Origin of the sequence: Corallococcus sp. CA041A (genome assembly GCF_003612075.1) — a bacterium.
In the GTDB taxonomy this organism is placed as follows: Bacteria; Myxococcota; Myxococcia; order Myxococcales; family Myxococcaceae; genus Corallococcus; species Corallococcus exiguus.
Genome location: NZ_RAWF01000294.1, coordinates 1 through 12,004 on the forward strand (window position 1 = coordinate 1; position 12,004 = coordinate 12,004).

The 12,004-nt window shown below is 70.2% G+C and carries 10 protein-coding genes; 5 read left to right on the forward strand and 5 right to left on the reverse strand.

The window, feature by feature from the left end; genetic code table 11:
- The 4 genes from D7V77_RS35455 to D7V77_RS35470 form a co-directional block, all read left to right on the forward strand.
- Positions 1 to 1,382: polymer-forming cytoskeletal protein (locus tag D7V77_RS35455; protein ID WP_120580693.1), on the forward strand; the 1,382-nt coding region annotated here is incomplete at its 5' end.
- A gap of 209 nt (positions 1,383 to 1,591) precedes the next feature.
- Positions 1,592 to 2,938 carry a 2Fe-2S iron-sulfur cluster-binding protein gene (locus tag D7V77_RS35460; RefSeq protein WP_120580694.1) on the forward strand — a complete coding sequence of 449 codons (1,347 nt, stop codon included), beginning with the start codon at positions 1,592 to 1,594 and terminating at the stop codon, positions 2,936 to 2,938.
- The gene (locus tag D7V77_RS35465) at positions 2,935 to 4,425 is read left to right on the forward strand and encodes an FAD-dependent oxidoreductase (RefSeq protein WP_120580695.1); all 1,491 of its coding nucleotides are present in this window, start codon (positions 2,935 to 2,937) and stop codon (positions 4,423 to 4,425) included. The genes D7V77_RS35460 and D7V77_RS35465 overlap by 4 nt, the downstream gene beginning before the upstream one ends.
- A gap of 278 nt (positions 4,426 to 4,703) precedes the next feature.
- On the forward strand, positions 4,704 to 5,489 hold the full coding sequence (locus D7V77_RS35470; RefSeq protein ID WP_120580696.1) for a serine protease: 786 nt from the start codon (positions 4,704 to 4,706) through the stop codon (positions 5,487 to 5,489).
- Positions 5,490 to 5,500: 11 nt separating this feature from the next.
- Here D7V77_RS35470 and D7V77_RS35475 read toward each other — a convergent pair whose 3' ends face one another.
- The gene (locus D7V77_RS35475; RefSeq protein WP_120580697.1) at positions 5,501 to 6,376 is read right to left on the reverse strand and encodes an SDR family oxidoreductase; all 876 of its coding nucleotides are present in this window, start codon (positions 6,374 to 6,376) and stop codon (positions 5,501 to 5,503) included.
- 143 nt (positions 6,377 to 6,519) lie between these two features.
- On the opposite strand from D7V77_RS35475, the gene D7V77_RS35480 reads away from it, so the two are divergent.
- Positions 6,520 to 6,981, forward strand: a complete 462-nt coding sequence (locus D7V77_RS35480) for a universal stress protein (protein WP_120580698.1) — start codon at positions 6,520 to 6,522, stop codon at positions 6,979 to 6,981.
- A gap of 15 nt (positions 6,982 to 6,996) precedes the next feature.
- On the opposite strand, the gene D7V77_RS35485 is transcribed toward D7V77_RS35480, so the two are convergent.
- From D7V77_RS35485 to D7V77_RS35500, 4 genes are all read right to left on the reverse strand, one after another.
- On the reverse strand, positions 6,997 to 7,677 hold the full coding sequence (locus tag D7V77_RS35485) for a Fe2+-dependent dioxygenase (RefSeq protein WP_120580699.1): 681 nt from the start codon (positions 7,675 to 7,677) through the stop codon (positions 6,997 to 6,999).
- A 39-nt stretch (positions 7,678 to 7,716) separates the two neighbouring features.
- Positions 7,717 to 9,954, reverse strand: a complete 2,238-nt coding sequence (locus tag D7V77_RS35490; RefSeq protein WP_233597433.1) for a TonB-dependent siderophore receptor — start codon at positions 9,952 to 9,954, stop codon at positions 7,717 to 7,719.
- A gap of 337 nt (positions 9,955 to 10,291) precedes the next feature.
- Positions 10,292 to 11,644, reverse strand: a complete 1,353-nt coding sequence (locus D7V77_RS35495) for a PepSY domain-containing protein (protein WP_120580700.1) — start codon at positions 11,642 to 11,644, stop codon at positions 10,292 to 10,294.
- Positions 11,645 to 11,671: 27 nt separating this feature from the next.
- The coding region (locus D7V77_RS35500; RefSeq protein WP_147452265.1) for a TonB family protein at positions 11,672 to 12,004 on the reverse strand (333 nt) is incomplete at its 5' end.

Below are 12,004 nucleotides of genomic sequence, written 5' to 3' on the forward strand. Positions count from 1 at the left end.
AGACCATCGCGGAGAAGGGCGGCCTGAACCTGGTCGTCACCGGCGACCTGGACACCCCCGCCGAAGTGCGGCTGCGCGGCATCAGCGCCGAGCAGGCCCTGCGCACCGTGGCCCGCGCCTACTCGCTCCACCTGGAGCAGGACGGCTCCATCTTCACGCTGCGCCCGCTGACCGCGAAGGAGAAGGAGTCCGGCGTAGGCCCCACGGCCAACGCCCCCACGCCGCCCGTCGCTCCGCCCGTCATCGCCGCCAGCCCGCCCGCGCCGCCGGCGCCTCCCGCTCCGCCCACCCTGGACGAGGACGCGACGCCGGAGGAGGCCCGCGAGGCACGTGAGGAGGCCCGTGAGGAGGCGAGGCGCGCTCGCGATGAGGCCAAGCAGGCCGCGAAGGAAGAGGCCGAGGCCGCCAAGCAGCGCATCCGCGAGGAGATCCGCAGCTTCCGCGACAGCTTCAAGCACAAGAAGGGCAAGCGCGGCGCCCGGGACGTGGTGGCGCGCGGACAGAACCTGGAGGTGAAGGAGGGCGAGTCCGTGGAGAGCGCCGTCGTGTACGGCGGCAACCTCATCGTGAAGGGCACCGTGGAGGACGACGCGGTCGCCTTCGGCGGCAACCTGGAGATCCAGGGCCACGTGGAGGGAGACGCGCACGCCTTCGGCGGCAACGTCATCCTGGGGCCCAACGCGCAGGTGGAGGGCGACGTGTCCGCCTTTGGCGGGCAGGTGCAGAAGGCGGACGGCGCCATCGTGGAGGGCAGCCTGGAGTCCTTCGGCGGCGCGGGCCTGGGCCGCATGGTGGCCGGTGAGATCAAGCGCGGCATGCAGGACTCGCAGAACCACGACGCGTCGGTGGACCACGACGACGATGACGACCACGACGGCCGCGGCGGGGGCCTTGCGTCCTTCATCCTCCAGTTCGCGCTCCTCTTCGGCCTGGGCTTCCTGGGGCAGATGTTCTTCCCGGCGCGCATGAAGGAGCTGGGCGATGAGATCCGCGCCAACCCCGCCCGCAACTTCTGGGTGGGCATCGTGGGTGCGCTGGCCCTCATCCCGCTGACCATCGTCCTGTGCATCACGCTCATCGGCATCCCGGTGGCGTTCGCCCTCCTGGTCGCCTCCATGCTGGGCACGGCGTTGGGCTACGCGGCCATCGCCAGCGAGGTGGGCACGCGGTTGCCGGTGATGCGCGGCCGCAAGACGCAGGCGGTGGTGCTCGCCCTGGGCCTGGGCCTCATCCTGCTCATCAGCCACATCCCGGTGGTGGGCGTGCTGCTCAACCTCATCCTCAACCCGCTGGCCTTCGGCGCGGTCATCCGCACCCGGTTCGGCTACCGCGGCCGGGGCATGCCGGAGCCCATCTTCCCCCGGAGCGAGCACCCGGTTTGACGCACCCGGCCTCACGGCCACCCGGATTGCCACACCGCATCATGAAGCCCCGCTCCCAAGCGCACCGGGAGTGGGGCTTTTCCTTCTCCAACAAGTGCCGTGCTCGCGCGCCATCACCTGCGCTGTCGTCACGGGGTGTTGACGGTGGGCGGGCGGCCGCTGACAGGCTTTGACCGGCTCCGTCGGGTGCGCCATTTTGCGCGGCACCCATGCGACGCCTCCCAGACGCAACCCCGCGCGGCAGGGCCATCACCGTGGACCTCGAGGGCGAGAGCATCCCCGCCATCGAAGGCGAGCCGGTGGCGTGCTCCCTCATCGCCGCGGGCGAGAACGTCCTCTCCCGCTCCGTGAAGTACCACCGCCCGCGCGGGCCGTACTGCTTCGCCGCGGCCTGCTCGCACTGCCTCATGCGCGTGGACGGGCTGCCCAACGTCTACACGTGCCGCACCCCCGCGAAGGAGGGCATGCGGCTGGAGCGGCAGAACGCGTACCCGTCCGCGAAGGTGGACATCTTCGAGACCATCGACTGGTTCTTCCCCAAGCGCCTGGACCATCACGAGATGTTCGCGGGCGTGCCGGTGGCGGAGGACGTGATGGCGCGCGTGGCCCGGCAGCTGGCCGGCCTGGGCCTGTTGCCCAAGGCAGCGGGCCCGGAGCCCCTGCCTCCTCGCACCTTCCACACCACCGTCGCGGTGGTGGGCGGCGGCGCGGCGGGCCTGGAGGCGGCGCGGGTGCTCGCCGGACAGGGCGTGCCCTTCCTGCTCTTCGAGCGCGACGCGAACCTGGGCGGACGGCTGGCCCACGGCGCCCCGGAGGAGAACGCGCCCTTCGTGCCGGAGGCCACAGCGTTCCCGCAGGGCAGCGTGGTGCGCAACGCCACCGTCATTGGCCTGTATGACGACGAGCACGGCCGATACCTGGCGGTGGCGTCGCAAGAAGCGGCGAACCTGCGGCTGCTCAAGGTCTACGCGAAGCGCTTCCTGCTCACGGTGGGCGGTCATCCCCCCACCCTCCCCTTCGAGAACAACGACCTGCCCGGCGTCATCGCGGGCCGCGCCGCCAGCCTGCTCCTGCGAAAGCACGACGTGGCGCCCCAGGTGGCGACGCTGGTGGGCCACGGCTCGGAGCTGCACGCGCTGGCGCACCTGTTCACCCAGCGCGGCGTGGAGGTGGTGGCGGTGGTGGACCTGAAGGGCCCGCTGCCCGCGAACGCGCACCCGAAGGCCGTCGTCGGTGACGGGCTCAAGGCCCACGGCCTGCGAGGCGTGACGGCGCTGAGCTTCACGCCCCAGGGCGGGCGCAAGCAGAAGGTGTCGTGCGACGCGGTGGTGGTGTCCGTGCCGGTGACGCCGGGCTTCGAGCTGGCGCGCCAGGGCGGCGCGAAGGTGGAGTTCGACGTGGACGCGGGCCACTTCCGGGTCGACGCGGACGCGGACGGGCGCACGCAGGCGGCGGACGTGTTCGTCGCGGGCGACGTGGCGAAGGTCGGCACGGCGAAGGACGCCGCGGCCATGGGCGCACGCGCGGCGCAGGCGCTGATGGGAGGGCTGTCATGAGCAAGGCGCTCGTCTGCACCTGCGAGGACGTCACCGTCACGGACGTGGAGCACGCCATCGAGCGCGGCTACCACGACGTGGAGTCGGTGAAGCGCTACACGGGCTTCGGCACCGGCATCTGCCAGGGCAAGAGCTGCCACGCCGCGGTGGCCGCGCTGCTCAAGCAGAAGGCCCCGGCGCTCAAGCCGGAGGGCGTGGTGCCCTTCACGCCGCGCCCGCCGCTGTACCCCACGGAGCTGCGCGTGCTCGCCAGCGCTCCCGTGGACGAGTCCGTCCCGCCCGTGGGCGGCGTGCCCCAGGAACTGGAGCACTTCCCGTCCGCGCTGCGCCCGGAAGGGCCGGTGCCGCAGAAGGCGAAGGTGGTCATCATCGGCGGCGGCATCATGGGCCTGTCGCTGGCGTACAACCTGGCCCTGCGCGGTGAGACGGACGTCGTCGTGCTGGAGCGCGGCTACCTGTGCGCGGGCGCGTCCGGCCGCAACGGCGGTGGCGTGCGCATGCAGTGGGGCACCCCGGCGCTGATTGAACTGGCCAAGCGCTCCATCGACCTGATGAAGGGCTTCGCGCGCGACCTGGGCGTCAACGTGTGGCTGCGCCAGGGTGGCTACCTGTTCCTGGCCAAGCGCAAGGACACCGCGTACCGCCTGGATCGCAACGCCGCCCTGCACAACAAGTACGGCGTGCCCACGCGCATCATCACCGCGGACGAGGCGCGGCAGATCGTCCCGGACCTCACGATGAAGGACTGCGTGACGGCGGCCTACAACCCGGAGGACGGCGTCATCTTCCCCTGGGCCTTCCTGTGGGGCTACGCGCAGGGCTGCGTGAAGCGCGGCGTGAAGGTGGAGACGTACACCAACGTCACCGGCTTCGAGACGAGCAACGGCCAGGTGCGCAAGGTGAAGACGGACCGGGGCGACATCGCCTGCGACACCGTGGTGCTCGCCTCCGGCGCGTGGAGCCCGCAGGTCGCGAAGCTGGCGGACGTGACGCTGCCCAACGAGCCGCACCGCCACGAAATCCTCAGCACCGAACCGCTCAAGCCCTTCCTGTCGCCGCTGGTGTCGGTGCTCGACACGGGCCTGTACTTCAGCCAGTCCATGCGCGGTGAAATCGTGGGCGGCATGGGCGACCCCAAGGAGCCCGCCGGCCCCAACATGGGCAGCACCCTGCGCTTCGTGGCCCGCTTCGCCCAGGCCCTCACGGAGCAGCTGCCGCACGTGGGCCAGGTGAAGGTGCTGCGCCAGTGGGGCGGGCTCTACGACGTCACCCCAGACAACAACCCCATCCTCGGGCGCACCCCCGGCATGGACAACCTGCTGCAGCTGTCCGGCTTCGTGGGCCACGGCTTCATGATGGCCCCCGCCGTCGCGGAGCGGATGGCCCGGTGGATGACCTCCGGCGACTCCGACGAGCTCTTCACCCGCTTCAACCTCCGCCGCTTCGAGGAAGGCACCCTCGAGCGCGAGGACATGATCATCGGCTGAAGAATTCCGCCCTCCCCGCCCCTGTCTCCGCCTGGGACAGGGGCGCACCCCGCATGTCCGTAAAAACGGCACTCCCGGAAAATCACGCAAGTTCCCGGGATGGCTGGGGATTCGCCGCGGATTGTGACGTTTCTTTACAAACGCAACCGGATTGCACGGAGCATCCACGCACCACTGTCACGGGGGCGTGACGCCGGGCTCCCTCTGACGGGCGCCATGGCACGGGGCGTGCGTAGGCCCCCCGCGCCGCGCAATGCCGCGCGGGGGGAGATTCAGTGATGGCCGCGAAGAAGCTCGTGGGTGCGATGCTGGTGATGGGCCTGACGGCGTGTGGTTCCGTGGAGCCCATGGACGTGCCGGACGCGGAGCCGCTCGCGTCGCAGGAGTCCAACGTCATCGTGGGCTCGCTGAACTGGGTGAGCGCCACGTCCCTCACGGGCACGCAGCGCACCAAGTCCCTGGCGGTGGGCTACCTCTCCATCCCGGCGGTGGGAAGCCGCTGCACGGCGTGGCTCGTCTCCAACGACGTCATCATCACCAACAACCACTGCGTGGGCAGCGCGTCGGAAGCGGTGGGCGCGCGCGTGTCGTTCAACTACGAGGACGGCGTCGCGTCCGCTTCGCGCGTCTGGTACCCGTGCGCCACGTTCATCAAGACGTGGAGCGGTGACGACATGACGGCGCTGCGCTGCTCGGCCGTCAACGGCCAGCTGCCCGGCCAGGTGTACGGCTTCCTCACCGTCGCCACCGCCAACGCGGCGACGAACGCCACCGTGTACGTCGTGAACCAGAACTGCGACTACTACACGACGTCGTCCTGCGTGCCGACGAAGAAGTCCTCGCCGGGCAAGGTGCTCAACGGCAACTACAGCACCACGGACATCTCCTACGACGCGGACACGCTGGGCGGCTCGTCCGGCTCGCCCGTCATCTCCACGTCCACGAACCAGGTGGTGGCGCTGCACCACATCGGCGTCGGCGGCAACTCGCAGGGCCGCGGCACGGCCAACACCGGCGTGAAGGCCACGCGCGTGAAGGCGCGTCTGGCCGAAATCGGCCTGTAGTCGCCCGTCGTCTACGTCGCGGACGAAGGCTCCCCTCTGGCCAGCAGCACCGGCTGGGGGGGCGCATCCGTTCCGGTGGGCCCGGTCGGCTTCAGGAGCAGCGTCCGCTTGAGGCCGCCCAGCGCCAGCCGCCCCAGGCCCCGCTTGAAGGAGCGCGGCAGGAAGCGCAGCAGCCGCATCACCCAGCGGTGCCCCAGGCCGGGGTACACCAGCGCCTCGCCCCGCTCGAAGCCCTCCAGGGCCTCGCGGGCGCACTGGCGCAGGGACAGCTCGAAGAACGGCGTCACCTCTCCGTCCAGGTGCGGCTCCAGCGCCAGCGGGCCGGGGGCCACGAAGGTGACGGGGATGCCCGCGTCCTTCAGCTCCAGGCGCAGCGACTCACTGAAGCCGTCCAGGAAGCGCTGCGTGGCGGAGAACGCCACTGCCCCCGGGAGGAACAGGCGCGCCGCGCCCGAGCCCACCGTGAGGATGCCGCCCCGCCCGCGCTCCAGCATGGGGCCCAGCAGGCGGTGGGTGATCATGGCCGGGGCCAGCACATTCGCATGCACCAGTTCCTCGATGCGCTTCCAGCGCTCCTCCGCGTACAGGCCGCTGGAGGAATGGTCCGCGTTGTTGATGAGCACGTCCACGCGGACGTAGTGGCGCTCCAGGTGCTCGAACAGCGCGTCCACGGCGCGCGGATCATCCAGCCGGCACGCGCGGATCATCACCCCCAGGGTGGGGTTCCGGACGAGCAGCTCCTCCCGCAGGCTCCCCAGGTCGTCCACGTCGCGCGCGACGAGCACCAGGGTCCTGACCCGGGGGGAGAGCAGCCGGGCAAGCTCGCGGCCGATGCCGCCAGCTGCGCCGATGATGAGCACGGTACCGTTGTCGATGGGAGGGCGCATAGGGGGGCAGGACCTCGGACAGGAAGGTGTCCATGCGCGGATGGCCCTGCGTGCCCGCCCCGCTGCTCGGCTCTCCCTGCACGCCCCCTTGCCCTGGAGGCGGTCGGGCATTAACCGTTCATTGTTCCCACAGGAGGACACCCATGGCTGGCCCTTCACGCATCCTCGTGCCGGTGGACCTGAAGGACGGTTCCCGGTCCGTCGTGGACTACGCGCTGCAACTCGCCCGCCCCTTCGGCGCGACGGTGGACGTCCTGCACGCCTGGGAGCCGCCGCAGTACGTGGCGCCGGACCTGCTGGTGGCCTCGCCCGGCTGGGACGCAACCTCGCTGGAGGCGATGGCGCGCGACACCGCGGGCAAGGAACTGGAATCCCTGCTGCGCAAGGTGGACGGCACCGCGCCTGTCGCCCTGTCCCACCGCGTGGTGATTGGCGAGGCGGGCAACGTGGTGCTGGAGGAGGCCGAGCGCGGGAAGTACGACCTCATCGTGATGGGCACGCACCAGCGCAAGGGGCTCACCCGCATGCTGCTGGGCAGCGTGGCGCAGAAGGTGGTGGGCCGCGCCGCGTGTCCGGTGCTCACCCTGCACGTCAGCCCGGAGTAACGGCTCCGACGCGGCTCAGGGCTCCGCCCACTGGCGCAGGAGGTTGTGGTACACGCCCGTGAGCATCACCAGCGCGGGGCTCTTGGGCACCTCGCGGGTGAGCTGCATGATGGACGTGTCCATGTCGAAGAGCAGCGAGCGCTGCCCCGCGTCGCGGATCATGCTCTGGATCCAGAAGAACGACGCCAGCCGCACGCCGCGCGTCACCGGCGTGACGTGGTGCAGGCTGGTGGACGGGTAGACGATGAGGTCCCCCGCGGGCAGCTTCGCCGCGTGGTTGCCGTAGGTGTCCTCCACCACCAGCTCACCGCCGTCGTAGCTGTCCGGGTCGCTCAGGAAGAGCGTGGCGGACACGTCCGTGCGGATGCGCTGGTTCGTGCCCAGGATGGGCCGGATGGCGTTGTCCACGTGCGAGCCGAAGTCCATGCCGGACTCGTAGCGGTTGAACAGCGGAGGGAAGACGCGCTGGGGCAGCACGGCGGAGATGAACAGCGGGCTCTTCTCCAGGCCGGCCAGCACCAGGTCCCCCAGCTCCCGGGCAGCGGGGCTGCCTTCGGGCAGCTGGAGGTTCTTCTTCACCTGCATGGACTGCTTGCCGGCGGTGGTCCGGCCATCCTCCCACGCCGCCTTGTCGAAGACGGCGCGGCAGTGGGCCACCTGCTCGGGCGTGAGCACCTGCGGGATGTGCACCATCATGATGAACGTCCTCCTACGCCCGGCGGGAATTGCGCGCGACTAGAACCGCACGTGCGCTGAGAGCAGCGCCGAAACACCGTCCGCCGGCACGGCCTGACCGCCGTAGTACGAGTCGTAGTAGAGCTTGTCGGTCAGGTTGTAGACGTTGAGCTGCAGGTCCACCTTCTTGATGGAGTACGAGGCGAACGCGTCGAAGCGCCAGAAGTTGGGGACCTTGGTGAGCAGCACCGTCGCGTTGGCCGGGTTGTTCACCGGGGCCACGTCCTGGTAGGTGGCGCCGCCGCCCACGGACAGGTTGTCCAGGATGGCGTACGTGGTCCACAGCGAGAAGCTGCGCTTGGGCGTGTTCACCAGGCGCTGGCCCACCAGGAACTCATTGCTGTGCTCGCGGATGCTCGCGTCCAGGAACGTGTAGTTGGCGAACACGTTCCAGCGGCGCACCGGCGAACCCGCGATGCCGAGCGCGTAGCCCTGTACCCGCTGCTTGCCCTCCAGCACGGTGGGCGGGCCGTCCGGATCCGAGTTCGGCACGCGCGCGTTCAGCTTGTTGGTGCGGAAGAGCGCGGCGTTGACGCTCAGGCGCTCCGCGATGAGGTCCGCCTTGGCGCCGACCTCGAAGGTCTCGTTCTTCTCCGGATCCAGCGTGACGGTGTCGTTGGCCAGCGTGGCCAGCTCCGCGCTCGGGTTCTGGGACGTGCCGTACATGCCGTAGACGCTGGTGTTCTCCGCCGGGTGGAGCACCAGGCCCACGCGCCAGTTGAACAGGCTGTTCTCCTGCTCGAAGGCGGCCACGTCACCGTTCGCGGCCTGGGTCTCGTAGTCGCTGTGCAGGTTGTCCAGGCGCAGGGTGCCCAGGACCTCCACGTACTTGCCGATCTGGATCTGATCCGACGCGTACGCGCCCAGGTTCCACTGGCGGCTGTAGTTGGTGGCGCCCGGGACGCGGTTCACGCCGGACAGGTCCGGGCTGTTGTCCGGCTCGAACAGGTCCGCGGGCAGGTTGCCGCTGGCCGTGGTGAGGTTGACGCGGCCCAGCTCACGCTGCTCGCGGGACACGTCCAGGCCGAAGTTGGCGGTGTGCTTGAGGAAGCCCGTGTTGAACACGCCGCGCACGTCCAGCTGGTCCGCGAAGTAGGTGTTGTCCGTGGACGTCTCGAAGCGCTGGCGTCCGATGGTGGTGGGGTCCGTGGCCGGCGTCAGGCCACGCGGCGCGGTGGGCCGGGCGAAGCGGTCCACGCCGCCGTAGCGCAGCGTGTTCGTCAGGCGGAAGGTGTTGCCCAGGTCCGCCAGCAGGCGCGCCGAGCCGATGTGGACGTTGACGAGCTCCGCGTCGCTGTCCTTCACGCCGTAGAAGTTCTCACGGGGCACGTCCAGGGTGACGCCCACGGGGTAGCCGTTGAAGTACGGCTGGCCGTAGTCCGGCACGCTGTCCTCGTGCTGGTAGAAGTAGTCCACTTCCAGGGCGACCTTGTCCGCCAGCTGGAAGCGCGCGGACGGCGCGATGCCCGCGCGGTTCTCCTTCACGACGTCGCGGCCCGCGACGCCCGCCAGCTGCCCCACGGCGCTCACGCGGAACTGCACGCTGTCGGAGAGCTCCTGGTTGACGTCCGCCTCGATGCGGCCAATCGGCGCCGTGCCGCCGGACAGGCGCAGGTCCGTGAAGGAGCCCTTGCGCGCCTTCTTCGTCACCAGGTTGATGGCGCCGCCCGTCGAGCCACGGCCGAACAGCACCGACGACGGGCCGAAGTAGACCTCCACGCCCTCCAGGTTGAACGTGTCGCGGGTGAACCAGCCCAGGTCCCGCACGCCGTCGCGCAGCGTGTCCGTCTGGGCGGAGAAGCCGCGCAGCGAGAAGGAGTCACCCTGGCGGCCACCCTCGCCCGCCGTCACCGTGATGCCGGACACGTTGCGAAGCGCGTCGCGCAGCGTCATCGCCTGCTGCTCCTCCATCACGCGCTCGGGCACCACCGTGATGGTCTGCGGCGTGTCCACCAGCGGCCGCGGCAGCCGGGCCAGGCTGGGCTCGGTGACGTTGTACTTCTCCGTCTCGCCCTCCACGGACACTTCCGGCAGGACGTACGCGTCGTCCTGACCGGCCTCCGCCTCCGGCGCGCCCGTGGGCGCGGACTCCGGGGTGCGCTCCGGGGCCGGGGCATCCTGGCCCACCCGGGGGGTCTCCGCCGGCCGGGACTCCTGCACCGGCGCGGACGTCTCACCCGTCACCGGCGTCTCCTGCGCCACCGCGCCACCCGCGGCCAGCGCGGAGGCGAGACCCACGGCAGCGGGCCCCCAGGGCCAGAGCGTGCCGCGCACGCCTCCAGGGTTGCCATTGGAAGAGCGGATACCAGTACGACCGGGCTTGGCTGTGGACACGAATCCCCTCGGAATGGGAGGCACTGCCTAAATGAGAATGATTCTCATATGCAGGACCCTGATTCGCGTTACAAGAAATTTCTTCCCGTCAACACCCTGATTTCCAAAGACAGGCGATCGCAACGGCACTGCCTTGCATCAGCCAGCCGAATGCCACACGCCGCCGAGTGAAAACGATGAGGCCCGGATCCACTCTCGTGGTCCGGGCCTCGGGGCTGTCTGGGTTTACCGAATTGTCACGTCAGGCGGCGTTTATATTCGTTTCCGCGGGCGGTGCCACCGGGGCCGGGGGCGCCACGGCCTGCGTCTTCCGGCGAGGGACGAAGCGGCGCCAGGAGAGCGCATAGCCGGTGTAGACGAGGAACACGGCGCCGAAGGACGCGAGCGCCGCGATGAGCTGGCCCACCCACCCGAGCGCCTCGCCGGTGTGCAGGAAGCGCAGCCACGTGCGCACCTTCCGGCCACTGTTGAAGTCCGCGTACGTCTCCGTCTTCAGTGTCTGGGCCGTGAACGGATCCAGCGACACCGTGTTGTTGGCGAAGAGCGGCCAGCGCTCCTGCTCGCGGACGGTGAAGGCGCTGGCCTGCGGGCCCTTCGGACCACCGCGACCTTCCGCACGGCCCTCGCCGCGAGGACCACCCTCGCCGCGAGGACCAACCTCACCGCGCTGGGCACCTTCGCCACGCTGGCCACCCTCGCCTCGCGGGGCGCCTTCGGGACGGCCGCCAGGGGCGCCAGCGCCCGGAGGCGTGGCCAGACGCAGGGTGATGGTCTCCCAGGCGTTGGACTGCTTCATCACCGCCGCGAACTGCGCATCCAGCGGCTGGGGCTGCGTCCCCGGCGCGGGCGTGGGAACGACGACGGGCGCCGCGGCCATGGGTCCCTGCGCGGCGGGCGGCTCGTTGCCGGTGAGCGTGAAGACCAGGTTCGACGCCCACTTATAGGAGATGACCGCGCCGGACGTGGTCAGCACCACCAGCACGGGCAGCGACCAGAAGCCGATCACGTTGTGCCAGTTGAAGTCGCGCGCCTTGCCCTTGAGCCCGCGGCGGAACCACAGGATGGGCCGCATGGCGCGCAGGTTCCACTTGCGCGGCCACCACAGGAACAGGCCCGTGAGGCCCAGGAACAGGAACGCCAGGTTGGCCACGCCGGTGATGGCCTTGCCCACGGCGCGGTTGTCGCCGGACGCCGCGAGCCAGCGGTGCAGATCCTCCATCGTGTGGAAGAACGACCGCCAGCCCTGAGCGCCCGGCTCGCGGACTTCACCGGTGTAGGGATTGACGTAGACCGTGGCGCCGCGGCCCAGGGCCACCGACACCACGCTCTCCGCCCCGGGGTACACCGTCACTCCGGAGGGCGGCACGGCGGGCTTCGCCTCCTTCACCTTCGCGAGCATCTCCTCCAGCGTCAGCTTGGGAGCCCCCTCCGCGGGAGGCGTCACGTGACGGGCGTCACGGTCCGCCCATTCGATGATCTGCGACTCGAACGCGATCGCCGCGCCCGTGAAAGACATCACCCCGACGACGAGCCCCACGATGAGGCCGCAGATCAGGTGGATCCAGAAGAGAATCGAGCGGAGCTTGGGATTCATGAAGGCTTCTACGGGACCGCGAAGGAACTACCTCAGGGCGAACTTCACCGGGATCACGACCTTCACGCGCACGGGCGCGCCGCCATGTCCCAGGGCCGGCGAGAAGCGCCAGCCCGACACGGACTCGAGCGCGGCCTCGTCCAGGCCCGGCACCGAGCGATGGATGCGCGGCGAGCCCGGCTCCACCGCGCCGTCCGTGCCAATCACGACCATCACCATCACCACGCCGGTGATTCCATCCTCGCGGGCGCGGCGCGGATACTCCGGCTTGCCGGACAGCAGCACCGGCAGCTTCATCACCTCGCGCGGCGTATAGATGGGCGGCGCGGTGCCCTGCCCACCGGCCTTGCCGCCCACGAC

Excerpts from the sequence above, each read along its gene's own strand:
- D7V77_RS35480 (WP_120580698.1), top strand. The coding sequence starts at position 6,520 with ATGGCTGGCCCTTCACGCATCCTCGTGCCGGTGGACCTGAAGGACGGT.
- D7V77_RS35465 (WP_120580695.1), top strand. The coding sequence starts at position 2,935 with ATGAGCAAGGCGCTCGTCTGCACCTGCGAGGACGTCACCGTCACGGAC.
- D7V77_RS35495 (WP_120580700.1), bottom strand. The coding sequence starts at position 11,644 with ATGAATCCCAAGCTCCGCTCGATTCTCTTCTGGATCCACCTGATCTGC.
- D7V77_RS35485 (WP_120580699.1), bottom strand. The coding sequence starts at position 7,677 with ATGATGGTGCACATCCCGCAGGTGCTCACGCCCGAGCAGGTGGCCCAC.
- D7V77_RS35475 (WP_120580697.1), bottom strand. The coding sequence starts at position 6,376 with ATGCGCCCTCCCATCGACAACGGTACCGTGCTCATCATCGGCGCAGCT.
- D7V77_RS35470 (WP_120580696.1), top strand. The coding sequence starts at position 4,704 with ATGGCCGCGAAGAAGCTCGTGGGTGCGATGCTGGTGATGGGCCTGACG.
- D7V77_RS35460 (WP_120580694.1), top strand. The coding sequence starts at position 1,592 with ATGCGACGCCTCCCAGACGCAACCCCGCGCGGCAGGGCCATCACCGTG.